Origin of the sequence: Mesorhizobium sp. GbtcB19 (assembly GCF_019091085.1) — a bacterium.
Lineage (GTDB): Bacteria > Pseudomonadota > Alphaproteobacteria > Rhizobiales > Rhizobiaceae > Mesorhizobium.
The window spans coordinates 87274-112030 of the sequence record NZ_JAGXJY010000009.1 but is presented as its reverse complement, the minus strand read 5'-3'; the positions used below and the strand labels follow the sequence as shown (position 1 = coordinate 112030).

The following is a 24757-nucleotide window of genomic DNA, read 5'->3' as shown; positions in this document are numbered from 1 at the left end:
GGCGCCCGATTATCCAATGGACGCCGCGTCAGTTTATTTGCGTATGATGCAAGGCGAAAACCGACTAGGTTTTCGCCAGAATACGCCGGAAGGAGTTGCGAATGAGACGGGTCGTAGTGACAGGGCTCGGCATTGTGTCGTCGATCGGCAACAATGCCAACGAGGTGCAGAGCTCGCTTTACGATGCCAAATCCGGCATCAGCTTTTCCAATTCCTTCGCCGAGCACGGCTTCCGCTGCCAGGTCTGGGGCGCGCCGACGCTCGATCCGACCGCGATGATCGACCGCCGCGCCATGCGTTTCCTGAGCCAGGGCGCGGCCTGGAACCACGTCGCCATGGACCAGGCGATCGCCGATGCCGGTTTGGGCGAAAGCGACATCACCAATGAGCGGACCGGCATCGTGATGGGTTCCGGCGGCCCGTCGACGCGGACCATCGTCGAGGCGGCGGAGACGACGCTGAAGAACAACAGCCCGAAGCGCATCGGCCCGTTCGCGGTGCCGAAGGCGATGTCGTCGACGGCCTCGGCTACCCTGGCCACCTGGTTCAAGATCCACGGCGTCAACTATTCGATCTCGTCGGCCTGCTCGACCTCGGCGCATTGCATCGGCAATGCCTATGAGCTGATCCAGTGGGGCAAGCAGGACGTGATGTTCGCCGGCGGCCACGAGGACCTCGACTGGACGATGTCGGACCTGTTCGACGCCATGGGCGCGATGTCGTCGAAGTACAACGACCGGGCTTCGGCCGCTTCCCGCGCGTATGACGTCAACCGCGACGGCTTCGTCATCGCCGGCGGGGCGGGCGTGCTGATCCTGGAGGAGCTGGAGCACGCCAAGGCGCGCGGCGCCAAGATCTATGCCGAGATCGTCGGCTACGGCGCAACCTCCGACGGCTACGACATGGTGGCGCCGTCGGGCGAAGGCGCGGTGCGCTGCATGCGCCAGGCGCTCGCCACCGTCTCGACCCCGGTCGACTACATCAACACCCACGGCACCTCGACGCCGGTCGGCGATTCCAAGGAAATGGGCGCCATCCGCGAGGTGTTCGGCGAAAAGATGCCTTACATCACCTCGACCAAGTCGCTCACCGGCCATTCACTGGGCGCGGCCGGCGTGCAGGAATCGATCTATTCGATCCTGATGATGCAGGGCGGCTTCATCGGCGAGAGCGCCCACATCGAGGAGCTCGATCCGGAATTCGAGGGCATGCCGATCGTGCGCAAGCGCATCGACAACGCCAAGATCGACACGGTCCTGTCCAACTCATTCGGTTTCGGCGGCACCAACGCAACGCTGATTTTCCAGCGCTATTCCGCATAGGCCAGCGTTTTTACAAGGATTGCCTTTTATGGACGGGTTGATGAAGGGCAAGCGCGGGCTTGTCATGGGCGTCGCCAACGACCACTCGATCGCCTGGGGCATCGCCAAGAAGCTGTCGGAACACGGCGCAGAACTGGCTTTCACCTATCAGGGCGACGCCTTCGGACGGCGGGTCAAGCCGCTGGCCGAGAAGGTAGGCGCCTCCTTGATCGTGCCGTGCGACGTCGAGGACAGCGCTTCGGTCACCGCGACCTTCGAGACCCTCGGCAAGGCCTGGGGCGGACTGGATTTCGTGGTGCACGCCATCGGCTTTTCCGACAAGAACGAGCTCAAAGGGCTCTACGCCGACACCAGCCGCGACAATTTCGTGCGCACCATGGTGATCTCCTGCTATTCCTTCACCGAGGTCGCCCGCAACGCCGCCGCCCTGATGAACAATGGCGGCTCGATGATCACGCTCACCTATGCCGGCTCGGTGCGGGTGATGCCGAACTACAACGTCATGGGCGTCGCCAAGGCCGGGCTCGAGGCCAGCGTGCGCTACCTTGCCAATGACTACGGCCCGCGCGGCATCAGGGTGAACGGCATCTCGGCCGGACCGGTGCGGACGCTGGCCGGCTCCGGCGTTTCCGACGCCCGCCATATGTTCTCCTACCAGCAGCGCAATTCGCCGCTCAGGCGCACCGTGACCATCGACGAGGTCGGCGGCTCGGCGCTCTACCTGCTCTCCGATCTGTCATCGGGCGTCACCGGCGAGATCCATTATGTGGATTCCGGCTATCACATCGTTTCGATGCCGGCGCTGGAAGAACTGAAGCAGAACGACGGCGCCCGCGAATAGTTCGCAAGCGCTGCAGTTTTCGCGCAGTTCCGGACGTTAGCCGCGACGCATTTTTGCTGGAATTGCTTCACTGGCGTTCCAGTAAAATTCGATGCATTGGCGGAAACTCATTTTAAGGAGATATCCGTTATAAGGTTTCCTAATCTAGGGGCCTTGCATGTCTGCAGTCAGCAACCCGAAGCGAACACCGCTGTTCCGGCTGATCACCATTGCCAGCTCGGGCATGGGCAGTTTCATCCTTGGTTTGTGGGGGCTGCGCTTCGGTTTCGGCGACGGCATGGCCGGCATGCCGGCCGAAACGATGGCGGGCGTGATTGCCGCGCTCTGCGCCCTTGCCGCCGGCGGCGCCGCGCTGTCGTTCTTCGCCGGTGTCGATGAATCGGTGGCCTATGTCGTCAAGGAAACCCATTTCGACAAGCTGACCGGCTTACTGTCGCGCCAGGCCATGGTCGGCAGGATTGCCGATGCCGCCTCCGGGACGATCCGGACCGGCGAGCCCGTATTCCTGATCGACATCGACATCGACCGCTTCAAGCAGATCAACGACGCCATCGGCTACAGCCAGGGCGATGAACTGATCCGGGCCTTCACCACCAGGCTGAAGGACAACATGCCGAAGGGAGCCGAGATCGGTCGCATCGGCGCCGGCGAGTTCTGCGTGCTGTTGCCCGATCGCGAGATCAGGGGTTCGATCGAGCGGCTCATCGAAAAGCTCATCAACGATATGATGGAGCCCTATCAGCTGCAGAGCCATCTGCAGTCGGTCAGCCTGTCGGTCGGCATCGTGGCGATGCCGAAGGACGGCGTCGACCCGGTCCTGATCCTGCGCCGCTCGAACCTGGCGCTGCAGAACGCGCGCGCCAGCGGCGTCGGCAACTGGTCCGTCTTCCACGCCGATATGGGCCGCGTGGCTGACTATCGGCAATGGATCGAGTCGGAACTGAAGACCGCTTTCGACCGTGGCGACTTCAGTCTCCACTATCAGCCGCAGCTCAACCTGCCGAGCGGCCGCGTGGTCGGCTACGAAGCGCTGATCCGCTGGAAGCACCCCGAGCGCGGCATGATCCCGCCGATGGAGTTCATTCCGATCGCCGAGGAAACCGGCATGATCAATCCGATCGGCGAGTGGGTGCTGCGCAAGGCCTGCAGCGACGCCCGGTACCTGCCACAGGATTGCTTCGTCGCCGTCAACATCTCGCCGGTACAGTTCATGACCAGGGATTTCGTCGGCATCGTGCGCGAGGTGATGGAATCGACCGGCATCAAGCCGTCGCGGCTGGAGCTCGAGGTCACCGAGACGGCGATGATGCAGGATCGCGACCGCGCCGCGGCGATCCTGGAGCAGCTTGCCGAGATGGGCATCTCCGTGGCCGTCGACGATTTCGGCACGGGCTATTCCAATTTGAGCTACCTGATCGATTTCTCCTTCGGCAAGCTGAAGATCGACCGTTCCTTCGTCAGCCGCATCGACACCGATTCCAGTTCCGGAGCGATCGTCTCGACCATTGTCGGCCTGTCGCGGGCGCTCGGCGTCGGCATCATCGCCGAAGGCGTCGAGACCGAGAACCAGGCCACGCTGCTGAGGGCCGCCGGCTGCGAGGTGGTGCAGGGCTATCTGTTCGGCCGGCCGGCGCCGCTCAAGGTCGAGCTCGGCGAAGCGCAGCCCGCCTCCGGCGTGCGCGAGCCAGCCCGCATCGTCAGCGTGCATTAGAGCGTTTCACCGTTTCACGGAAATGGCGAACTGCTCTACCTCTTTGTTTTTACGCAATTCCTGACGGAAAACCGCTCACACTTTTCCTGGAATTGCTCCAGACCGGTCAAGCAACCAGCTTTTCAGCGGCGCGCCGAAAACACCTTGAACATGCCGTCACGGGCAATCTCGGCGTAGCTGGCAAAGGTTGCCGACAAGGCTTGCTCGTAGGGCAACTGCCGGTTCGCCACCATGAACAGGCGGCCACCTGGCTTCAGCGCCTTCGACGCCGCACGGATCATGCCGGCGCCGATGCCAGGCTCCGTTGCGCGGCCGCTGTGGAAGGGCGGATTCATGACGATCGCATCGTAGCGTCGGTCGACCGCTTCGGTGAGAAGATCGGTCCAGAAGAAGCGCGGTTCGATGGCGCCACGGACGTTCAGCCTGGCCGCCTCCAGGGCTTCGAAATCCGCTTCATAGAGATCGAGTGCGGTGAGGCCCCGCGCCCGCTGCAGGACTTCCGCCGCCAGATAGCCCCAGCCGGCACAGAAATCGGCGATGCTGCCCTTGAGATCGCCGGGCAGGTTTGCGGCGAGCAATTTTGAGCCGGCGTCGACCCGGTCGAAAGAGAACATGCCAGGCGCGGTTCTGAAGCGCTCATCTATGAGCGGCCATTCGTTTTGCCAGTCATGAATAGATTTGGCGAAAGCTTCGGCCTGCAGTGTCCGCTCCAGCCAGAACACAACGCCATGATGCTTCGACAAATGCCCCGACAGCGGCACTTTCGCCGTCTGAGGATGAAACAGTCTTTCATTGGGGAGCACGTCGCGGGATCCATCGCGACGCTCGATGATCACTCCGCTGGGTTCATGTCCAGCGATCATCGACGCCAGCCTGTCGTCGCTGCTGGCCATGCGCTTTCGCAAGCTATCGATGCCGTCGTCCTTGCCACCGGCAATGATGACCAATCCACCCGTCGCCACGCGCTCGATGGCATCGGCGATGCGCCGCTCATTCTGGCCGCGATGGCGGCCCGCAAGCACCAGCGCCATGTCGAAGCCGGAACCTTCCACGCGCGGCGTGACAGTGTAACCGGACGCCTGCAGAGCACGAAAATGCGGGCGAAAGCCTTGCACGAGATGCAGCGCCGCCTCGAAGCCTGTGGGCAGACAGAAGCCTGGCTCGGCGCCCAGAAACAGGACGCGGGCATCCTTTCGCGGCAGAGCCAGCGCCTCGGCCTCGAAGGGATAGAACAGCGTCTTCAGCGGCTCCGCGGCCAATCTACTCTCCCTGAAACAAAACGGGCGCGACCTTGCGGCGCGCCCGTTTTCGACTAAGCGATCAGGCCGATCAGGCGGCGTCTTCCTCGCCGTCCGACTTCTTCTTGTCCTGGACGATTTCCTTGCCGGTCGCCTGGTCGACGACCTTCATCGACAGGCGGACCTTGCCGCGCTCGTCGAAGCCCATCAGCTTGACCCAAACCTTGTCGCCTTCCTTGACGACGTCGGAGGTCTTGGCGACGCGCTCATTGGCGAGCTGCGAGATGTGGACGAGACCGTCGCGCGGACCGAAGAAGTTGACGAACGCGCCGAAGTCGGCCGTCTTGACGACGGTGCCTTCGTAGATCTCGCCGACTTCCGGCTCGGCGACGATGGTGTGGATCCACTTCTTGGCCGCCTCGATCTCCTTGGCGTTCGCCGAAGCGATCTTGACCGTGCCGTCGTCCTCGATGTTGATCTTGGCGCCGGTTTTCTCGACGATCTCGCGGATCACCTTGCCGCCGGAGCCGATGACGTCACGGATCTTGTCGGTCGGGATGTGCATGACCTCGATGCGCGGCGCGAACTCGCCGAGCTCGGCGCGGGCGCCGGAGATGGCATGCGCCATCTCGCCCAGGATGTGCAGGCGGCCGTCCTTGGCCTGGGCAAGCGCGATGCCCATGATCTCCTCGGTGATGCCATCGATCTTGATGTCCATCTGCAGCGAGGTGACGCCGTTGGCGGTGCCGGCGACCTTGAAGTCCATGTCGCCGAGATGATCCTCGTCGCCGAGGATGTCGGAGAGCACCGCGAAGCGCTCGCCTTCCTTGATCAGGCCCATGGCGATGCCGGCGACCGGCTTAGCCAGCGGAACGCCGGCATCCATCAGCGCCAGCGAGGTGCCGCACACGGTCGCCATCGAGGACGAGCCGTTGGATTCGGTGATCTCCGAGACGATGCGCAGCGTGTAGGGGAACTGCTCCGCCGAAGGCAGCATCGGGTGGATGGCGCGCCAGGCAAGCTTGCCGTGGCCGATTTCGCGGCGGCCCGGCGAGCCCATGCGGCCGGTCTCGCCGACCGAGTAGGGCGGGAAGTTGTAATGGAGAAGGAACTTCTCCTTGTACATGCCGGTCAGCGAATCGACGAACTGCTCGTCCTCGCCGGTGCCCAGCGTGGCAACCACCAGCGCCTGGGTCTCGCCGCGGGTGAACAGCGCCGAACCATGGGTGCGCGGCAGGACGCCGACTTCCGAAACGATCTTGCGCACGGTCTTGAGATCGCGGCCGTCGATGCGCGAGCCGGTGTCGAGGATGTTCCAGCGCACGACCTTGGCCTGGAGCTCCTTGAACACGGAGCCGATCTGCTCGGAGGTGTACTTGGCTTCCTCGCCCTCAGCCGGAGCGAAAGCGGCCTTGACCTTGGCCTTGACGGCGTCGACCGCGGCATAACGCGACTGCTTGTCGATGATCTTGTAGGCGTCGCGAAGCTCGTCGCCGACGACCTTCAGCATCTCGGCTTCGAGCGCGGAGTAATCCGGCGCGGTGAAGTCACGTGGCTCCTTGGCGGCGACCTCGGCCAGCTTGATGATCGCCTCGATCACCGGCTGGAAGCTCTTGTGGCCGAACACGACGGCGCCGAGCATCAGATCCTCGGAGAGTTCCTTGGCCTCGGATTCGACCATCAGCACGGCGTCGCCGGTGCCGGCGACGACGAGGTCGAGCTTGGATTCCTGCATCTCGTCGATATGCGGGTTGAGCACATATTCGCCGTTGATGTAGCCGACGCGGGCGCCGCCGATCGGGCCCATGAAGGGCACGCCGGAAAGCGTCAGAGCGGCGGAGGTGGCGACGATCGACAGGATGTCCGGATCGTTCTCGAGGTCATGCTGGACGACGGTGACGACGATCTGGGTGTCGTTCTTGTAGCCGTCGGCAAAGAGCGGGCGGATCGGGCGGTCGATGAGGCGGGAAACCAGCGTTTCCTTCTCGCTCGGACGGCCCTCGCGCTTGAAGTAGCCGCCTGGGATCTTGCCGGCGGCATAGGTCTTTTCCTGGTAGTTGACGGTCAGCGGGAAGAAATCGAGGCCGGGCTTCGGCTCCTTCATCGAGACGACGGTGGCCAGAACCACGGTCTCGCCATAGGTGGCGAGTACTGCGCCGTCAGCCTGGCGGGCGATCTTGCCGGTTTCCAGGATGAGCGGACGGCCGCCCCATTCGATTTCCACTTTGTGTTGATTGAACATATCTTGTCCTTCATATGCGGAAGGGACCACGCCGTCTTAGCGGTCGCGGGTTCTCCCTTCCCTGGCTTCCTTCGGGCAGCCACGGGCAAGACAACGGGAAGCTCGATAGATCCGGCCCCAGCCGAGCGAGCATCCTGCAATCCTGCCCCATGACCGTCCATGGGCGGTTCCGGATAGCCCTCTGCAGTCCGGAACCCGATTGGCCGACTGGTCGGCCGGCCTTACGCTTGACGCCGAAAACCGCTGTTTCCGGAACGCGCCATGCGCGGAGGCGAATTTCCATCATCGAGGCACCGGACCATCCGATGCGCCAATGCGCGACCGGCGGGCCCCTTGGAGAGCCCGCCGGTCAATTCGTCAGCGACGCAGACCGAGCTTGTCGATCAGCGTCTGGTAGCGCGCGTCATCCTTGCGCTTGAGGTAATCAAGCAGGCTGCGGCGCTGGGAGACCAGAGCAAGCAGACCACGGCGGGAATGGTTATCCTTCTTGTGGTCCTTGAAGTGCTCGGTCAGGTTCTTGATGCGCTCGGAAAGGATGGCAACCTGGACTTCCGGAGATCCGGTATCGCCCTTGGCGGTTGCGAATTCAGTCATCAATTCCTTCTTGCGATCGGCAGTGATCGACATCGTGCTTTTCCTTATCTGTTGGAGGAAACGGGACGCCCACAGCCGGGATGTCGTCCAGCAGGGGCCAGTGCAAGCAACGCGTCAGGGCGCGAAGCTGCGGCGCATATAGTGCAATTCCGGATAAAACACCAGCCCAATTGTCAAGCCGGCTTGTCGCAGGTTCTTGTTGCGAAAACAGGGCATTTCAAAGGCTACAGCCATTTCTTCCATTTGAAGAAGGCGATCAAGCCGGCGGCGACCAGCGCCATGAACACCAGCGCCAGAGGGTAGCCGTAATAGGCTTTCAGCTCCGGCATGTTCCAGGGTGAGCTTCCCGTATCGAAATTCATGCCCCAGACGCCGACCAGGAAGGTCAGCGGCATGAAGATCACCGAGACGATCGTCAGATAGGAGATGACGTCGTTGGTGCGGGCCTGGGTCAGCGAGACATGCATCTCGATCAGGCCGGTCAGCATATCGCGCTGGTTCTCGACCAGTTCGATCAGGCGCAGCGAATGGTCGAGCGTGTCGTTGAAGAAGATCTTGGTCTCGGCTTTTACGAAGCTCTCGTCGTTACGGATCAGCGTCGCCAGCGCGTCGCGCATCGGCCATAGCACGCCTTTCAGCACGCCGGCGTCGCGCCTCAACTCATGCAGTTGCCGCATCTGATGCTTGTGCGGCTTGTTCAGCATCTCGTCCTCGATGCCGTCGACCAATTCGCTCGCCGCCTCGATCGGCGGGAAATAGCTGTCGACGATGGCGTCGATCAGCGCATAGGCGAGATAGTCGGCGCCGCGCGAGCGCAGCCGGTTCGGCATGGCGCCCGCGATGCGCTTGCGCACCGGGTCGAACGGGTCGCCTTCGCGCTCCTGGAAAGTGACGACGAAATTTCCGCCGAAGAACAGCGCGATCTGCTCGTAGCGATGCGCGGTGACGTCGTCGATCATGCGCATGACGACGAAGGCATGATCCTCGAAGAAATCCACCTTGGGCCGCTGTCCGGTGTTGACGACATCTTCCAGCGCCAGCGGATGCAGATTGAAGATGCGGCCGATCTCCTCGATCAGCGGGATGTTGGCGAGCCCGGTGCAGTCCAGCCAGACGACCGGCCATTTCTGGCAATGGGTGTTGAGATCGTCGATCGAGGCATTGTCGATGGTCTTGAATTTCTCCGGCGAAACCAGCGTCAGCCGAAGCTCGCTGCGCCGCGCCGCCGGATCGGCGATAAGCGTGCCCGGCGACGCCCCGACCGGAGGCCGACGGGTTTTCAGCGGCGCCCGCTTCTTGCCTGTGTCAGCCTTTGCCATGAGATCCCTGGGACTCAGCGTTCGACCGAGATTAGAGCAATTCCAGAAAAAGTGCGCAGCAGTTTCCATCCGGAACTGCGTAAATAACAAACACTTAGACTGGGTTCACCCGGCAAAGACCCGCTTGGGCTTGAACATGCCCTGCTCGATGGCGCCGATGGCGACGAGCCTGCCGCGCGCGGTGGCGCAGGCTTCCTCGGCTTCGACCGGCGCATCGCGGCCGCGAATGATGACGGGATTGCCGAGGCGGATCTTGGTGGCCGCATCGTCGCTGACGGCGACCTGCGGCAGGCAGTCGAGCGCCACCGCGGTGTCGACCAGCAGCGCGTCGATGGCGCTGAAATCGACCGGGGCGTCGGCTTCGTCGGGGGCCGCTTCAGCCTTGTCGCCAAAACGGGCCGCCTCAAGCTCGGCGACCGTGACAAAATCATCCGAGGTGAACGGTTCGACTTCGACACGGCGCAATTCGGCGATGTGGCCGAAGCAGCCGAGGTCGCGGCCCATGTCGCGCGCCAGCGAGCGCACATAGGTGCCCTTGCCGCATTCGATCTCGAAGATGGTCTTGTCGGCGCCGTGCTCGACGATGTCCAGGCGGCCGATCTCGATCTCGCGCGCCGGAATCTCGACCGTCTCGCCCTCACGGGCAAGGTCATAGGCGCGCTCGCCGGCAATCTTGATGGCCGAGAATTGCGGCGGCGTCTGCATGATGACGCCGGTGTATTTCGGCAGCAGCGCGCGCACCTCGGCCTCGGCCGGGCGGCGGTCGGAGTTGTTGGTTACCGGGCCTTCGAGGTCGTCGGTCGAGCGCTCCTCGCCCCAGGCGACGGTAAAGCGATAGATCTTGGCGCCGTCCTGCACATAGGGGACGGTCTTGGTGGCCTCGCCCAAGGCGATCGGCAGCATGCCGGAGGCCAGCGGATCGAGCGTGCCGGCATGACCGGCCTTCTCGGCCTGGAACAGCCATTTGATCTTGGAGACGGCCTCGGTCGAGCCCATGCCGACCGGCTTGTCCAGCACCACCCAGCCGGAGACCGGCCGCCCCTTCTTCTTGCCGCGACGCGCCACCTATTCCTCGTCCTTGTCGTTGTTCTTGCCATCGCCGAGATCGCGCGCCACTTCGGGCGATTTCAGCAGTTCATTGATTTTCGCGAAATTGTCGAAGGAGGTATCGAGCCGGAAGCGGAATTCCGGCATGTACTTCATCTGCCTGAGCGCGCCGGAGACACGGCCGCGGATGAATTTCGCATGCCTGTTGAGCGCCTCGATCACCGCATCGGCATCGCCCGCGCCGAGCGGCGAGACAAAGGCGGTGGCGATCTTCAGATCAGGCGACATGCGTACCTCCGAGACCGAGACGACGCTGTTTTCGATCACCGGATCGATGATCTCGCCGCGCTGCAGGGTTTCAGACAGGGCGTGGCGCACCTGTTCGCCGACGCGCAGCATGCGCTGGGAGGGGCCAGCCGTAGATGGTCTTGACATGAAACTCTTCCTTAGTGCGGGTTCGAACCGCCTGAAACTGCCCACTTAGCGCCGTTGAACCCGCTTGGCTACCCCCGCCAAGTCTCCTCCTCTTATTGCAACGTGTGCGGCGCCTCATGACTAGTCTCGTAACCGGGGTGGCCTGATGCCATGACGGAAACGATCTTCTCGTATTCGGCCTTCATCGCTGCCTCAGATCCAAACGCACTTATTGGAATGAACCAGCCACCCTCCTTAGTGACGAAGCCAATGCCGAATTCGGTCAGCGTAATTTTGTCCACCGACCCCCAGCCTAGTCTAATCTCTGAATCTGCAACGCATTTCGATATGCCAGCGGTATGGACGCGGATCAAATTGGTCTCGGGCTCGAAGCTGGTGATGTTGCCTTTCTTCGCCAGAATAGAGCTGAGATTGGTAGTGATGCCGGCGACGATGGTCATCATACCTACAACGCCGAGGACGCCAGCCAATGCTCCGGTAGCGTCCACAAAGTTCGTAGCAATAGTCAGCGGAAGTCCCACGAGAACACATAGGCTCAGCCTCCTAAGAGCGTCGAGCCGATTCTCATCGTGGAGTTTTGAGTGTAGCGCCGCAAAATCGGCAGGAGAAAGAACAAAGCGATATTCGAGACTTTGCTCTTTCTCCATATCCGATCTTTACAGCGTCCGGGTCACCATCTCGATGCGGAAGCACTCGATGACGTCGCCGACGCGCATGTCCTCGTAGTTCTGGAAGGCCATGCCGCATTCCTGGCCGCCCGGCACTTCCGCAACCTCGTCCTTGAAGCGCTTGAGCGTCTTCAGCGTGCCTTCGTGGATGACGACGTTGTCGCGGATCAGGCGAACGCCCGCGCCGCGCTCGACCTTGCCTTCGGTGACGCGGCAGCCGGCGATCTTGCCGACCTTGGAGATGTCGAAGATCTCGAGGATCTCGGCATTGCCGATGAAGGTCTCGCGCCGCTCCGGCGAAAGCATGCCGGAAAGCGCAGCCTTCACGTCATCGACGAGGTTGTAGATGATCGAGTAGTAGCGGATCTCGATGCCCGCGGCGGCCGCGGCCGCGCGCGCCTGCGCATTGGCGCGGACGTTGAAGCCGATGATCGCCGCTCCGGACGTTTCGGCGAGCGAGACGTCGCTTTCGGTGATGCCGCCGGCACCGGCATGGACGATACGCGCACGCACCTCGTCGTTGCCGAGCTTCTCGAGGGCGGCATTGATCGCCTCGATCGAACCCTGCACGTCGCCCTTGATGACCAGCGGGAATTCCTTCAGTCCGCTCGTCTGCAACTGCGACATCATCTGCTCGAGCGAACCGCGCTGGCCGGCATGCCTGGCCACCGCCTTGTCGCGCGCCAGGCGCTGGCGGTACTCGGTGATCTCACGGGCGCGCGCCTCGTTGTTGACGACGGCGAAGCGGTCGCCCGCCTGCGGCGTGCCCTGGAGGCCAAGCACCTCGACCGGCATCGCCGGCGGCGCTTCCGGCACATGCTCGCCGCGATCGTTGACGAGCGCGCGCACACGGCCCCACTCGTTGCCGGCGACGATGATGTCGCCCGGCATCAGCGTGCCTGTCTGCACCAGCACAGTGGCGACGGGACCACGGCCCTTGTCCAGCTGCGCCTCGATGACCGCGCCTTCGGCGGTGCGGTCGGGATTGGCCTTGAGGTCGAGGACTTCGGCCTGCAGCAGGATCGCTTCCAGCAGCTTGTCGAGATTGGTGCCCTTGGTCGCCGAAACCTCGACGTCCAGCACCTCGCCGCCCATCGATTCCACGAACACCTCGTGGCGCAGCAGCTCGGTCCGCACCTTCTGCGGGTCGGCGTCGCGCTTGTCGATCTTGTTGATGGCCACGATGATCGGCACGCCGGCCGCCTTGGCGTGGCTGATCGATTCGATCGTCTGCGGCATCACGCTGTCGTCGGCCGCCACCACCAGCACGGCGATGTCGGTGACCTGGGCGCCGCGGGCGCGCATGGCCGTGAAGGCAGCGTGGCCGGGCGTGTCGATGAAGGTGATCTTCTGACCGTTCTTCTCGATCTGATAGGCGCCGATATGCTGGGTGATGCCGCCGGCTTCGCCGGAGACGACATTGGCGTTGCGGATGGCGTCGAGCAGCGAGGTCTTGCCGTGGTCGACATGGCCCATGATGGTCACGACCGGCGGACGCGACACCAGGTCTTCCGGGCGGTCGGCGATGTTGAACAGGCCTTCCTCGATGTCGGACTCGGCAACGCGGCGGACCGTGTGGCCGAATTCGGAGGCGACCAGCTCGGCCGTGTCGGCGTCGATGACGTCGCCCGGCTTCAGGATCTGGCCCTGCTTCATGAAGAACTTGACCACGTCCACGGCGCGCTCGGACATGCGCTGCGCCAGTTCCTGGATGGTGATGGTTTCGGGCAGGATCACTTCGCGCATAACCTTCTCGCGCGGCTCATTGTGGAGCGCGCGTTTGAATTTTTCCTGGCGGCGGCGCATCGACGACAGCGAGCGTCCGCGCGCGTCGTCATCCGACAGCGCCGAGTTCAGCGTCAGCTTGCCGCGGCGGCGATCCTCCTCGCCCTTGGTCGGCTTGGCCGGCCGCGCCACTTCCGGCGTCGCAAGGCGACGGGCGGGCACGCTGGCGCCTGCACCACCGCTTGCGCCAGTGCGCCTCGGCTTGGCCTCCTCCTCGTCGTCAGCCGTGGCGACATCCGCTGCCTGCGGCGCGCGGCGGCGAGCCTCTTCCTCGGCACGGCGCCGCGACTCGGCCTCGGCCTGCAGACGCGCTTCTTCCTCGGCCTGACGGCGCGCGGATTCGTCACGCTCGCGCTTGCGGCGTTCTTCTTCCTCGGAGCGGCGCTTGGCATCTTCCTGGGCGCGCTGGCGATCCTCGGCCTCGCGGGCCTTGGAGCCTTCCAGCGCCTTGCGGCGCGCTTCCATCTCGCCGCGCGAGAGTTCGTTCAGAACCATGCCGGAACGCTCCGGCGGCGGGGGCGGCGCCTTCGGCGCTTCCTGCACGACAGGCGCGGCGGCAACGGGCGCGGGAGCGGGCTTCGGCGTGAAGACGGATGCAGCAGCCACCGGCTCCGGCTTGTCGCCGGGCAGCGAGAACTTGCGCTTCTTGGTCTCGACCACGACCGACTTGGTGCGGCCGTGCGAGAAATTCTGGCGCACGGTGCCCTGCTCGAGGCCGGGGCGCTTCAGCGTCAAGGTCTTCTTCGGTGTAACGCTCAACGTCTTGTCGTCGCCCGATTTCGTATCGCTCATTCCATATCCTCTGCGGCATCATCTTCGTCAGCAACGGCCGCAAGCATTGCCAGATCGTTCGGGGTACCGCCCCGATATCGGTCGAGCGCAACAACGCGCTTCTCAACCGCCTGTCCCGCGTCCTGCGCGAGGACGGCAGCATGTATCACATTTGTACCCCCCAATGCCAAGCTCAACTCGGCCTCGGAGAAAAGTTTGTAGGCAAGGATGGCGGGACCGCCGAGATGGACGGTTGCCCGCCGCGCCTGACCGATCTTGCGGACACCGTCGTCCGAAGCCTCGGTCGCATGCAGCACGAGGAGCGCCTGCCCGTCGCGCACCGCAGCCTCGACCTTGGTGGCGCCAAGAACGATGGCGCCAGCCTTGCGAGCGAGGCCAAGCATGCCCAGAGCGGATCTGGAGAGCAGCCCGTCAACCATGCCGCCGAGATCGGCCGGAACGGTCACCTGTGCCTTGAAAGCGCGGGCAAACAGGTTCTTCGTCGCTGCCTTGTCGATATGTAGGCGATCGGCGGTGACCCAGCAACCGCGGCCGGGCAGATTTCTCTTGATGTCCGGAACGACGGCCGAATCCGGGCCGACGACGAAGCGGATCAGCTCATCCGCTTCGGCCTGCCTGCGCGTAACGATGCAAGTGCGATCGTTCATATCGTCCTGGGGCGGGTTGTGTGCGATGCGGTTTCACCTCACGCACCAACAGCTTCGTCAGCCGCGACTTGTTCGGCTGCAAGCTCGTCTTCGCTGATCCAGCCAGCCTTGAGGCGGGCTGCCAGAACCATCTGCTCGGCATCGGCGCGCGACACGCCGTGGCTGGCGAGCACGCCCGGATAGACCTTGGTCTCGCCGTCCTTGCGTTCCTTCCAACCGATCAGGTCGTCGGCGGCATAGCCGGCGAAATCCTCGATCGTCTTCACGCCGTCCTCGCCGAGCGTCACCATCATGGCGGTGGTGACGCCGGGGATCTCGCGCAGCTCGTCTGCAACGCCGAGCGCCTTGCGCTTTTCGTCGTGCTCGGCCTCGATCTTTTCCAGATATTCGCGGGCGCGGGTCTGGATTTCCGAAGCGGTGTCCTCGTCGAAACCGTCGATCGAGGCAATCTCGCCCGAGTCGACATAGGCGACTTCCTCGACGCTGGTGAAGCCTTCGGAGGCCAGCACCTGGCCGACCATCTCGTCGACGTCGAGGGCTTCCATGAACAGCGCCGAACGCTCGACGAATTCCTTCTGGCGGCGCTCGCTTTCTTCCTGCTCGGTCAGGATGTCGATATCCCAGCCGGTGAGCTGCGAGGCAAGGCGCACATTCTGGCCGCGGCGGCCGATGGCCAGCGACAGCTGGTCGTCCGGCACCACCACTTCGATGCGCTCGGCATCCTCGTCGAGCACCACCTTGGCGACTTCGGCCGGCTGCAGCGCGTTGACGATGAAGGAAGCGGCCGAAGGCGACCACGGAATGATGTCGATCTTCTCGCCCTGCAATTCGCCGACCACCGCCTGGACGCGGCTGCCGCGCATGCCGACGCAGGCGCCGACCGGATCGATCGAAGAGTCACGCGAGATGACGGCGATCTTGGCGCGCGAGCCCGGATCGCGGGCGACCGACTTGATCTCGATGATGCCGTCGTAGATTTCCGGCACTTCCATGGTGAAGAGCTTGGCCATGAACTGCGGATGCGTGCGCGACAGGAAGATCTGCGGGCCGCGCTGCTCGCGACGCACGTCATAGACATAGGCGCGGACGCGATCGCCATATTTGTAGTTCTCGCGCGGGATCAGCTCGTCGCGGCGGATGATCGCCTCGCCGCGGCCGAGATCGACGATGACGTTGCCGTATTCGACGCGCTTGACGGTGCCGTTGACGATCTCGCCGATGCGGTCCTTGTATTCGTCATACTGGCGGTCGCGCTCGGCCTCGCGCACCTTCTGCACGATGACCTGCTTGGCCGACTGGGCGGCAATGCGGCCGAAATCCATCGGCGGCAGCTGTTCGGCGATGAAATCGCCGAGCTGGGCGTCGGGATTGCGCTCGCGCGCCGTGGAAAGCGCGATCTGGGTGGCGTAGTCCTCGACCTTCTCGACCACTTCCATCAGGCGCTGCAGCTTCATCTCGCCGGTGTTCGGGTTGATGTCGGCGCGGATGTTGGTCTCCTGGCCGTAACGCGAGCGCGCCGCCTTCTGGATCGCATCGGCCATGGCGGCGATGACGATCGACTTGTCGATCGACTTTTCACGCGCGACCGCATCGGCGATCTGCAGCAGTTCAAGCCTGTTGGCGCTTACAACCATTGTCTTTCTCCCGATTTCGCCTCGGACATGCAGCCGGCGGCGCTATCAACTTTCCTGTTCGGTTTCGTTTTCCTCGGCGGCGTCTTCCGCTTCGCCGCGGCGTTTCTTGGCTTCCTTGCGCGCCCGGTTGTCCTTCGACAGGGCATCGCGGATGAGATCGTCGGTCAGCACCAGCCGGGCCTCGGCAATCGCGTCAAAAGGCACGCGCACCGTCGGCTCCTCGCCATAGGCCGCCTTGTCGCGCTCCAAAAGGATGCCATCGGCATCGGCCTCGGCGATCTTGCCCTTGAAGCGCTTGCGATCACTGACGAGAACCGACGTCTCGAGCTTGACCAGATGGCCGGTCCAGGTGGTGAAATCCGATTTGCGCACCAGCGGCCGGTCGATGCCGGGCGACGAGACTTCCAGATGATACGCCTTTTCGATCGGATCATCGACATCGAGCGCCGGCGACACCGCGCGGCTGACCTCTTCGCAATCCTCGACGGTCATGGTGCCGTCCTCGCGCTCGGCCATGATCTGCAGCGTCAGCCCGTTCTGGCCGGTCAGTTGCACCCGCACGAGACGGAAGCCGATGGCCTTGAGCACCGGCTGTACGATCAGCGCAATACGTGCATCGATGCCGCTTTCGCGGATGATACGGTCGTCGGCCTCGCTTGCCGCTGCAGTCATCAGATCCCTGTCGCTTTTTGGGTTCCGGCCGGCAGGTAATAAAAAAGAGCGGGACCGGGTGGACCCACTCTTCGTCATACCGACCAAGAATTTGAGGCTGATATAGACGATTGCCGCCGGCGTTTCAAGCCTGCATGCAGCCTGGGCGAAGTTGATGCCGGGCGGCCAGGGTTGCGCGTCGGACATGGCCGCCATGCGGCCGGCAGTCTTGTAGAGAGCGGCGGACGGCACCCATCTACATGGCAATGCAAAAAGAAAGGACGTGCGCGGTGGCGCACGAGGATAATTTTATGGACCGTGGATTGTTTTTCGTCATCGGTGACTTCTTCAACACATTTGGCAGCGCCGCTGCCGCGGCGCGCGCCGTCGAGGCCGGCCGCAAGCCGCGCCGCGGTGACCTGAAGAAGCTCGGCATCGATCCGGCCGCCTTCGGCAGGATCGGCCGGTTCTAGTAAGGCCCTATTCCGACTAGGACTTTTGAGTGGATTTGGCTGCGTTGACATACATCTGCGCCCGCGCCTCCACGGTCACGGTATCTGAATAACGTGCCCGCGCTTGTGCGCGCGAAGGCAGCATCGCGTCCTCGCGGCTGATCTTCTGGGCCAGTTCGAGGTAGTTGCCTATCTCGAAGAAGCTCAGGGCATCCCCGGCATATTTGCCCAGCTCGCGAAATGCACCGGTTCTCGTGCAGTAGATGGGACGCTGCAAATCGAGAGCCTGCGAGGCCGGGCCGGATGAGGTCTGGCCGACTTCCTCATAGGGGAGCAAAATCGCATCGCAGCCGGCCATGAGCTCGGCAAAGGTCCGGTTGTCCACCGCGCCGGCGAAATGAACACGCTGCAGCAGGGCAGCGCGCTGGTCGTCGGCCCCCTCCCTTTCCCCGGCATCAAAAGTCGGTTCGAGAAGCTTGGTCAGGTCTTTTATAGGCGGCTGCTCGCTGGATGCCTGCACCACAGTTTCGGGATGAAGGCCTCCAACGATGAGAATGTGGTGGTCCGACGGGAGGTGGTCGAGCGCACGCAAGGCAATTTTGGTCCCCTTGATACCGCCCAAAAATCCAAAAACGCCGAGCACCTTCCGCCCGACTGTTCCGTAGATGTCGTCCAACTTCCGACGATAGCGCTCGTGGTCGAACTCTGCCTTCTCAGCTCTCGTGAAATAGGAGAGAGGCATGTCGAAGATGCGCTCCGGGTCGACACCCAGCAATGTCAGGCGGGTCTTCTCGCGGCGGGTTTGGACGATGTGGGCGAACTTGCTCTGATTCCTTCGAACCATCCGCAGAAGCCGGCGAAAGACGGTCTGGGCATAGCGGTGCCTGGCAAGAGATATCAACGATCGAATGCTCGTTGGGGCTGGCGGCGGAAGCGTCGGCGCCGTGTGGTAGGTCAAAACCACCCGCTTGGCGGCATCCAATATCGACCTCAACGTCGCCCATATCTGCCTCTGCGACCGGCCGAACAGTCCAGGCTCGAATTCCACCACCACGACTTCGGCGTCCGCGATTATTGCCAGCGATTCGGCAAGTGCCCTTTGAGCCATGCTATGGGCCATCGGCCCCGACGCACGCAGCAGGTCGACCGGTAGAGGGGCGATCGAAAGATTATCGCCAAGCAATTCGCGTAACGGCCCCTCGAGATGTTCTACATACTGTGCGATACCGCAGTCGCGCTGATAGCTCGAAATAATCGCAAGCTTCACGTGGAGAATCCCTGTCAGGTGGGCCTTGCCGCCGATAGTCCATGATACGTCAATTTCGACAAGCGCTGCATATTCGACGCCAACAATCCAGACATCGACCATTGGCCGCAGGCGCTCCCAAGAAGCCCAAGAGCGCTTCGCAGTCGTGACGGATTTTCGAGCCTATATCCGGATGAAAGTCAGGTAGGCAGGCCGCCTTCCTTCGCGGATGGCCTTTGCCTCGTAGCGTGTGCCGGGCCAGCCCGCATAGGGCCTGTGCCAATCGGCAGCCTCCCGCGCTTGCCACTCAAAGGCGCCGTGATCGCGGCAGGCAAGCAGCGTCCAGTTCACGTAGCTGTCGATGTCGGAGGCGAAGCGAAACCTGCCGCCGGTCTTCAGCACGCGGGCAAAGCGGCCGAGATTCGCGGCGCCGACGAAGCGCCGCTTCCAGTGCTTCTTCTTCGGCCACGGGTCTGGATAGAGCAGGTCGATGCCGTCGAGCGAGCCTGACGGCAGCCAGTCGAGCAGGCGCGTGGCGTCGTCGTCATAGACCTTGAGGTTGGCAAGCGGCGCCTTGCCGAGCGCCGTCATCATCTTGGCCATGCCGTTGACGAAAGGCTCGACGCCGATGAAGCCGGTCGAAGGCGATTCGGTGGCGCGATGCAGGAGATGCTCGCCACCGCCGAAGCCGATTTCCAGCTGGGTCTTCGAAATTTCCGCCTTGAACAGGCTCCTGAAGTCGGTCGGCGCTTCCGCCGTCAGGTCGATCCGGTATTCGCGCAGGCCGCTTTCAAGGGCGACCGCCTGCTGCGGGCGTATAGTCTTGCCGTGCCGGCGACCGAAAAATCCTTCGGTCGCCCGGCTCGGCCGATCCTTTGCGTCTGCTGGCGTCAGGCGGCGACAGCGTCCTTGAGCGCCTTGGCGAGATCGGTCTTCTCCCACGAGAAAGACCCGTCGCGACCGGCCTTGCGGCCGAAATGGCCGTAGGACGACGTCTTGGCGTAGATCGGCTTGTTGAGGTCGAGATGACGGCGGATGCCCGATGGGGACAGGTCCATCACCTTGCGCAGCGCCTCCTCGAGCTTCGATTCGTCCACCTTGCCGGTGCCGTGCAGGTCGACATAGACCGACAAAGGCTGGGCGACGCCGATTGCGTAGGAGAGCTGAATGGTGCAGCGGTCGGCAAGCTTGGCCGCCACCACATTCTTGGCAAGATAACGCGCCGCATAGGCCGCCGAACGGTCGACCTTGGTGGTGTCCTTGCCGGAGAAGGCGCCGCCGCCATGGGGTGCTGCGCCACCATAGGTGTCGACGATGATCTTGCGGCCGGTAAGGCCGGCATCGCCGTCAGGCCCGCCGATGACGAACTTGCCGGTCGGGTTGATGTACCAGTTGCAGTCCTCGGCGATCTTCAGGTCGCCAAGCGCCTCGCGGATGTAAGGCTCGACGACCTTGCGGACCTTCTTGGAATCCCAGCTCGAATCGAGATGCTGGGTGGAGAGCACGATCTGCGTGACCTCCGCCGCCTTGCCGTCGGCATAGCGCACGGTGACCTGGCTCTTGGCGTCCGGGCCGAGCCTGCCGGCTTCGCCATTGCCCTCATGGCGCGCGGCAGCCAGCAATTCGAGAATCTTGTGGCTGTAATAGATCGGCGCCGGCATCAGGTCGGGCGTCTCGCGGCAGGCGTAGCCGAACATGATGCCCTGGTCGCCGGCACCTTCCTCGCCCTGGCGGTCGGCGGCATTGTCGACGCCCTGGCCGATGTCGGGCGACTGGCCGTGCAGCAGCACGTCGATCTTGGCCGTCTTCCAGTGGAAGCCGGACTGCTCGTAGCCGATCTCGCGGATCGCCTTGCGGGCGACCGACTTGAACTTGGTCGGATTGACCACTGGATGGCCGGAGGCATCCATCAGGACGTTACCCGCCTTGTCCTTCTTCAAGAGCGTGTCGGGGACGCGGACCTCGCCGGCGATGACGACGCGGTTGGTGGTGGCGAGCGTCTCGCAGGCGACGCGAACCTTCCACGGGTCCATGCCCGTCTTCTTGGCTTCGCGATAGACCAGATCGACGATCTCGTCGGAGATACGGTCACAGACTTTGTCGGGATGACCCTCGGAGACGGATTCCGAGGTGAAGAGATAATTCTGCCGCGTCACGGGTGTCCCCTCTTGAAAAAAGATCGGCAAGCTGCCGATTTTGGCGCGCCACGTGTTAGCGGTGCCGGGCGCCGCTCGTCAAGCGGCGCGACGGATCTGGCATGAATGTAGGCAAAGCCTGCTATGCCACCAGCGGCAGCGCGCCGCCGGCGCCATAGGTAAAAATCAATCGGCGTCGTCGGCGGACAGCGCCTTCACCAGATCGATGATCCTGCGGCGTACCTTGACGTCACCGATCTTGACGAAGGCCCTGTTGAGCTGAAGCCCTTCGGGACTGCCGCAGAATTCGATGGCGAACGCCATCGAGGAGTCTTCGGCAAATCCCCGATTGCCGCCGCCGGTCTCCTCGCCCGGGGCATCCTCGAAGAAGAAGGCGACGGGAACGCTCAGGATGGAGGCGATCGCCTGCAGACGACTGGCGCCAACCCTGTTCGTGCCCTTCTCGTACTTCTGGATCTGCTGAAACGTGATGCCGAGATTTTCACCCAGCTTTTCCTGGCTCATTCCAAGCATATTGCGACGCAGCCGAATGCGACTCCCGACATGGATGTCGATCGGATTCGGCTTCTTCTTGTTCTCTTCTGTCATTTTTTCCTCGCCGAATTTTTCCGGCTTTTTCTATTTTGTTCCGCCCAAATGAAGCCGGAGCCACCTGCCCCAACAGAACCCTCCAACCGACTTCGAGAAAATTTTAGGCGTTACAGTATGAGTTTCTAATGTGCCGACTGTCAATTCACCCGTAGCCGCTGCCTTACATTCAATGTGAAGGCCGCCAGCGCAAACACCAACATGATCAGCAATCCGTTAATTCGCCGCTGTTCGGGAGGCAGCAGGGCGCGCCCAGAAACCGGCACATGCGCGTCGATGGAGCCCCGCGCATTCATGGCGAGCGCGTCGACGATGCGGCCGCGCGAATCGACCACGGCGGAGATGCCGTTGTTGGCCGCGCGCAACAGCGGCAAGCCGTTTTCCACCGCGCGGATCTGAGCCTGCCTGAAGTGCTGATAGGGGCCTGGCGTGTCGCCGAACCAGGCGTCGTTGGTGACGTTCACAATTACGTCAGATGACGACGCGTCCTCGCCCACGAGATCGGGGAAGATCACCTCGTAGCAGATGAACGGCGCGGCTCGCAGGCCGCCCGGCACGCCGATCGGATGGCGCTCGTTGCCGGCTGCGAAATTCATCGGTCCGGCGACGAGCTGGCCTATGCCGAAGCGTTCGAACAGGTCGGCGAAAGGCAGATATTCGCCGAAGGGCACAAGATGCACCTTGTCGACGGCATCGACGATCTCGCCCTTGTCGTCGATTGCCACCACGGAATTGTAATAGCGGCTGCCGCCATTCGCCGACCCGCCCTCCTCGCGCACGATACCGGCAATCAGCATCTGGCCGTCGGTCAGCAAGTCGCCCAACGCCGTCAGCGCGTCGGGACGCTCGGTGAACAGGAACGGCACCGATGTTTCCGGCCAAAGGATGAGCTGGGGCTTGGCATGGCCCTCCCCCGGCGCTTTCCCCGATATCCCCAGCAAAGTTGCGAAGATGCGGTCGCGCACCGAGGCATCCCATTTCTCGCTGAGATCGACCGTGGGCTGGACGATGCGGACATCGATCGAGCGGGTCGGTTTGACCGGGGTGACGAGCCTGACATAGCCGAAGCCGACATGGGCGGCGACGAGGATGACGAAGAGGGCAACGCCCAGCCTCAAATGCCGGCGTGCAGCGGCCAGCGCAGGCAGCGAAAACACGAAGACCGCGAGCGCGTTCATGCCGATCATGCCGGTCACCGACACGCTCTGCATCAGGAGCGGCACGGGCATCGCCGCGTAGCCGACGGCGTTCCAGGGAAAGCCGGTAAAGAGGGAATCGCGCAACCATTCGGCGAGGCCGAAACCGAAGGCAAGGGCCGCGATGCGGCCGATATCGCTGCTCCAGAACAGGCGCGCCACCACAGTGGCGAAGCCGTAGAAGAAGGCCAGTGCGAAGGGGATGCCGACAACGGCGAAGGGCAAGGCCCAGGCGAAGTTGTCGGCCTCGACCAGCAATGCCTGGCCGATCCACCACAGACCGGCGAGGAAATAGCCGAAGCCGAACCACCAGCCGGTGGCAAAAGCGGGCCTCAGGCGCCTGAACCAGCCATCGGATGCCTCGCCGGTGGCGCCGTCGAGCAGCCAGACCAGGACCGGGAACGAGACGAAGCAGACAGCGAAGAAATCGTAAGGCGCCTGGGCAAGCACCGCCAGCGCCCCGGCGGCAAAGGCCACCAGCGCCCGCCGCCACCCCCACAGCAGAATTATCCGGCCGGCAAAGCGCTGCATCCAGCTTCCCAAGTCGCGCGAATCAGGGAGTTAGAGGTTTAACAGGCCGCGCCGCACGATCCAAACCCAGATGAGCGCCACCTGACACAGAAGCGCTATCTGTGCCAGCCCTCGATCCGCAGGCCGCTCAGACGCTCGGCCTCGTCCTTCGGCACGACGCGCACGGTCCGGGTGAATGTCCAGATATGGCCCTCGGGATCGCGGGCGCGATATTGCCGCTCGCCGTAGAAATGATCGGTAGGCTCTTCCAGAATTTCCGCGCCCGCCTTGCGGGCCTGTTCGCAATGCGCGTCAAGGTCCTGCTGCAGACGGATGTAGACGGCTTGCGTGTTCTTGCCGCCAACCGAGGCCGGACTGGCGACATGGTCGGCCCATTCGGAATCGACGATGATATAGCCGTCGCCGAAGCGCATTTCGGCATGCACGAGACGGCCGAACGCATCGCTCACCAGCATGCTCGGCTCGAAGCCGAAGGCCGCCCGCAGCCAAGCCAATGCCGCGCGCGGATCGCGATAGAAGACGCCTGAGCCGAGGACCGCGTGTTTGAACGGATCGTCGATCGGCATGGCTGCGAAAAGATCAGGCCTGTTCGGCGCGGGCGGCGCGGCGGCGCTGCCGCTCGCCTTTCGGGCTCTGCACGATGCGCACGCGCTTGACGCGGCGCGGGTCGGCGTCGAGAACATGGAACTCGAAGCCGGGGATGGCCTGGACGACTTCGCCGCGGGCCGGGACGCGTCCCAGCGTGTTGAAGATCATGCCGCCGATAGTGTCGACATATTCGCCATGCTCGCCGGCGGTGAAATCCTCGCCGATCATCTTGGCGACCTCGTCGATCTCAGCCTTGCCGTCGACGACGAAGACGCCGTCGCCGGTCTGGGTGATCATCGGCTCGTCGTCGTCATGCTCGTCCTCGATGTCGCCGACGACCATCTCGACGATGTCTTCCAGCGAGGCGAGGCCGTCGGTACCGCCATATTCGTCGATGACCAGCGCCATCTGCGTGCGCGTCGTCTGCATGCGGCCCATGAGGTCGGAGGCCAGCATCGAAGGCGGCACGAACAGCACCTCGCGGATCAGATTGAGATCGCCGATGGTGCGCGCGAGATCGACCTGCGCGAGGTCGAGCGCCGTCGTCACCGGCGCCTTCGCCCTGGTGCGGCCCTTCTTGACGCGGGCGACCTTGGTGATGTGGGCGAGCACGTCGCGGATGTGGACCATGCCGCGCGGATCGTCCAGCGTCTCGGAATAGACCGGCATGCGCGAATGGCCGGACTGCTCGAAGAGGCCGAGCAGGTCGCCAAGCGTGGTGTTGATCTCGACCGCCTCGATATCGGCGCGCGGCACCATGACATCCTCGACCCGCACTTCGCGCAGGCGCAGGATGTTGTTGAGCATGGCACGTTCGCCAGGCGAGAAGGCGCCGGCATCGGTCGCCGTTTCGGCGAGCGCGCCGGCTATTTCCTCGCGCAGGCTGGTGCCGTTGCGGTGCCGGAACAGGCCGAGCACGCGGTCGAAGAGGGAAGGACCGGCATGCGTCGGCTCGGCGGCCGCGCTGCCGGTCGGAATACTCGGACTGGAGCCCTCTTCCGTCTTTTCGGAAGGCTTGGCAGCACTGCCGGCGTCCGGACGGGCGGCAGTTTCTGGTGTGTCGTTCATCGCCAT

The 24757-nt window shown here is 63.3% G+C and carries 22 protein-coding genes; 4 read left to right on the top strand and 18 right to left on the bottom strand.

What is annotated here, in order from left to right:
* The first annotated feature begins 101 nt into the window (after window positions 1–101).
* The 3 genes from fabB (at window position 102) to KVT37_RS17240 (ending at window position 3874) form a co-directional block, all read left to right on the top strand.
* The gene (gene fabB, locus KVT37_RS17250; protein ID WP_217575175.1) at window positions 102–1322 is read left to right on the top strand and encodes a beta-ketoacyl-ACP synthase I; all 1221 of its coding nucleotides are present in this window, start codon (window positions 102–104) and stop codon (window positions 1320–1322) included.
* A 28-nt stretch (window positions 1323–1350) separates the two neighbouring features.
* Entirely contained in the window at window positions 1351–2163 is an 813-nt protein-coding gene (fabI, locus tag KVT37_RS17245; RefSeq protein ID WP_217575173.1) for an enoyl-ACP reductase FabI, read from the top strand.
* Window positions 2164–2320: 157 nt separating this feature from the next.
* Complete coding sequence (locus tag KVT37_RS17240; RefSeq protein WP_217575171.1) at window positions 2321–3874, top strand: bifunctional diguanylate cyclase/phosphodiesterase; 1554 nt, start codon at window positions 2321–2323, stop codon at window positions 3872–3874.
* A 122-nt stretch (window positions 3875–3996) separates the two neighbouring features.
* Here KVT37_RS17240 and KVT37_RS17235 read toward each other — a convergent pair whose 3' ends face one another.
* The 11 genes from KVT37_RS17235 to rimP all read right to left on the bottom strand — a co-directional run bounded on the left by KVT37_RS17235 (window position 3997) and on the right by rimP (window position 16947).
* Window positions 3997–5133, bottom strand: a complete 1137-nt coding sequence (locus tag KVT37_RS17235) for a class I SAM-dependent methyltransferase (protein ID WP_217575169.1) — start codon at window positions 5131–5133, stop codon at window positions 3997–3999.
* A 70-nt stretch (window positions 5134–5203) separates the two neighbouring features.
* A complete protein-coding gene (pnp, locus tag KVT37_RS17230) occupies window positions 5204–7354 on the bottom strand; it encodes a polyribonucleotide nucleotidyltransferase (RefSeq protein ID WP_217575167.1) in 2151 nt (716 codons plus the stop codon).
* A 357-nt stretch (window positions 7355–7711) separates the two neighbouring features.
* Window positions 7712–8023 carry a 30S ribosomal protein S15 gene (rpsO, locus tag KVT37_RS17225; protein WP_274534970.1) on the bottom strand — a complete coding sequence of 104 codons (312 nt, stop codon included), beginning with the start codon at window positions 8021–8023 and terminating at the stop codon, window positions 7712–7714.
* 149 nt (window positions 8024–8172) lie between these two features.
* Window positions 8173–9267 carry a magnesium/cobalt transporter CorA gene (corA, locus tag KVT37_RS17220; protein WP_217575165.1) on the bottom strand — a complete coding sequence of 365 codons (1095 nt, stop codon included), beginning with the start codon at window positions 9265–9267 and terminating at the stop codon, window positions 8173–8175.
* Between the two features lie 105 nt (window positions 9268–9372).
* On the bottom strand, window positions 9373–10332 hold the full coding sequence (truB, locus tag KVT37_RS17215; RefSeq protein WP_217575163.1) for a tRNA pseudouridine(55) synthase TruB: 960 nt from the start codon (window positions 10330–10332) through the stop codon (window positions 9373–9375).
* The gene (gene rbfA / locus KVT37_RS17210) at window positions 10333–10749 is read right to left on the bottom strand and encodes a 30S ribosome-binding factor RbfA (protein WP_217575161.1); all 417 of its coding nucleotides are present in this window, start codon (window positions 10747–10749) and stop codon (window positions 10333–10335) included.
* A 92-nt stretch (window positions 10750–10841) separates the two neighbouring features.
* Window positions 10842–11396: a hypothetical protein gene (locus KVT37_RS17205; protein ID WP_217575159.1), complete on the bottom strand. Its 555-nt coding sequence runs from the start codon at window positions 11394–11396 to the stop codon at window positions 10842–10844.
* Window positions 11397–11405: 9 nt separating this feature from the next.
* Entirely contained in the window at window positions 11406–13994 is a 2589-nt protein-coding gene (gene infB, locus KVT37_RS17200) for a translation initiation factor IF-2 (RefSeq protein WP_217575157.1), read from the bottom strand.
* On the bottom strand, window positions 13991–14641 hold the full coding sequence (locus tag KVT37_RS17195) for an RNA-binding protein (protein WP_217575155.1): 651 nt from the start codon (window positions 14639–14641) through the stop codon (window positions 13991–13993). The genes infB and KVT37_RS17195 overlap by 4 nt, the downstream gene beginning before the upstream one ends.
* Window positions 14642–14679: 38 nt before the next feature.
* On the bottom strand, window positions 14680–16275 hold the full coding sequence (gene nusA / locus KVT37_RS17190) for a transcription termination factor NusA (protein ID WP_217575153.1): 1596 nt from the start codon (window positions 16273–16275) through the stop codon (window positions 14680–14682).
* Between the two features lie 45 nt (window positions 16276–16320).
* Window positions 16321–16947 (bottom strand): ribosome maturation factor RimP, encoded by a 627-nt coding sequence (gene rimP, locus KVT37_RS17185; protein ID WP_217575151.1) that lies wholly within the window; start codon window positions 16945–16947, stop codon window positions 16321–16323.
* Between the two features lie 290 nt (window positions 16948–17237).
* On the opposite strand from rimP, the gene KVT37_RS17180 reads away from it, so the two are divergent.
* The gene (locus KVT37_RS17180; protein WP_217575149.1) at window positions 17238–17399 is read left to right on the top strand and encodes a hypothetical protein; all 162 of its coding nucleotides are present in this window, start codon (window positions 17238–17240) and stop codon (window positions 17397–17399) included.
* A gap of 16 nt (window positions 17400–17415) precedes the next feature.
* Here KVT37_RS17180 and KVT37_RS17175 read toward each other — a convergent pair whose 3' ends face one another.
* The 7 genes from KVT37_RS17175 to KVT37_RS17145 form a co-directional block, all read right to left on the bottom strand.
* A complete protein-coding gene (locus tag KVT37_RS17175) occupies window positions 17416–18747 on the bottom strand; it encodes a hypothetical protein (protein ID WP_217575147.1) in 1332 nt (443 codons plus the stop codon).
* Between the two features lie 60 nt (window positions 18748–18807).
* A complete protein-coding gene (locus KVT37_RS17170) occupies window positions 18808–19518 on the bottom strand; it encodes a tRNA (guanosine(46)-N(7))-methyltransferase TrmB (protein WP_217575397.1) in 711 nt (236 codons plus the stop codon).
* The gene (gene metK / locus KVT37_RS17165) at window positions 19515–20780 is read right to left on the bottom strand and encodes a methionine adenosyltransferase (RefSeq protein WP_308642639.1); all 1266 of its coding nucleotides are present in this window, start codon (window positions 20778–20780) and stop codon (window positions 19515–19517) included. Before metK ends, KVT37_RS17170 begins: the two co-directional genes overlap by 4 nt.
* Before the next feature lie 165 nt (window positions 20781–20945).
* Window positions 20946–21368 (bottom strand): helix-turn-helix domain-containing protein, encoded by a 423-nt coding sequence (locus KVT37_RS17160; RefSeq protein ID WP_040985949.1) that lies wholly within the window; start codon window positions 21366–21368, stop codon window positions 20946–20948.
* A gap of 140 nt (window positions 21369–21508) precedes the next feature.
* The gene (gene lnt / locus KVT37_RS17155) at window positions 21509–23095 is read right to left on the bottom strand and encodes an apolipoprotein N-acyltransferase (protein WP_217575145.1); all 1587 of its coding nucleotides are present in this window, start codon (window positions 23093–23095) and stop codon (window positions 21509–21511) included.
* A 95-nt stretch (window positions 23096–23190) separates the two neighbouring features.
* Entirely contained in the window at window positions 23191–23661 is a 471-nt protein-coding gene (locus KVT37_RS17150) for a VOC family protein (protein WP_217575143.1), read from the bottom strand.
* A 13-nt stretch (window positions 23662–23674) separates the two neighbouring features.
* Window positions 23675–24751, bottom strand: a complete 1077-nt coding sequence (locus KVT37_RS17145; RefSeq protein WP_217575141.1) for a hemolysin family protein — start codon at window positions 24749–24751, stop codon at window positions 23675–23677.
* Window positions 24752–24757 lie beyond the last annotated feature (6 nt).

Coding starts and splice junctions, on each gene's coding strand:
- fabB (WP_217575175.1), top strand. CDS start 102: ATGAGACGGGTCGTAGTGACAGGGCTCGGCATTGTGTCGTCGATCGGC.
- fabI (WP_217575173.1), top strand. CDS start 1,351: ATGGACGGGTTGATGAAGGGCAAGCGCGGGCTTGTCATGGGCGTCGCC.
- KVT37_RS17240 (WP_217575171.1), top strand. CDS start 2,321: ATGTCTGCAGTCAGCAACCCGAAGCGAACACCGCTGTTCCGGCTGATC.
- pnp (WP_217575167.1), bottom strand. CDS start 7,354: ATGTTCAATCAACACAAAGTGGAAATCGAATGGGGCGGCCGTCCGCTC.
- corA (WP_217575165.1), bottom strand. CDS start 9,267: ATGGCAAAGGCTGACACAGGCAAGAAGCGGGCGCCGCTGAAAACCCGT.
- rbfA (WP_217575161.1), bottom strand. CDS start 10,749: ATGTCAAGACCATCTACGGCTGGCCCCTCCCAGCGCATGCTGCGCGTC.
- KVT37_RS17205 (WP_217575159.1), bottom strand. CDS start 11,396: ATGGAGAAAGAGCAAAGTCTCGAATATCGCTTTGTTCTTTCTCCTGCC.
- infB (WP_217575157.1), bottom strand. CDS start 13,994: ATGAGCGATACGAAATCGGGCGACGACAAGACGTTGAGCGTTACACCG.
- KVT37_RS17195 (WP_217575155.1), bottom strand. CDS start 14,641: ATGAACGATCGCACTTGCATCGTTACGCGCAGGCAGGCCGAAGCGGAT.
- nusA (WP_217575153.1), bottom strand. CDS start 16,275: ATGGTTGTAAGCGCCAACAGGCTTGAACTGCTGCAGATCGCCGATGCG.
- rimP (WP_217575151.1), bottom strand. CDS start 16,947: ATGACTGCAGCGGCAAGCGAGGCCGACGACCGTATCATCCGCGAAAGC.
- KVT37_RS17180 (WP_217575149.1), top strand. CDS start 17,238: ATGGACCGTGGATTGTTTTTCGTCATCGGTGACTTCTTCAACACATTT.
- KVT37_RS17175 (WP_217575147.1), bottom strand. CDS start 18,747: ATGGTCGATGTCTGGATTGTTGGCGTCGAATATGCAGCGCTTGTCGAA.
- KVT37_RS17160 (WP_040985949.1), bottom strand. CDS start 21,368: ATGACAGAAGAGAACAAGAAGAAGCCGAATCCGATCGACATCCATGTC.
- lnt (WP_217575145.1), bottom strand. CDS start 23,095: ATGCAGCGCTTTGCCGGCCGGATAATTCTGCTGTGGGGGTGGCGGCGG.
- KVT37_RS17150 (WP_217575143.1), bottom strand. CDS start 23,661: ATGCCGATCGACGATCCGTTCAAACACGCGGTCCTCGGCTCAGGCGTC.
- KVT37_RS17145 (WP_217575141.1), bottom strand. CDS start 24,751: ATGAACGACACACCAGAAACTGCCGCCCGTCCGGACGCCGGCAGTGCT.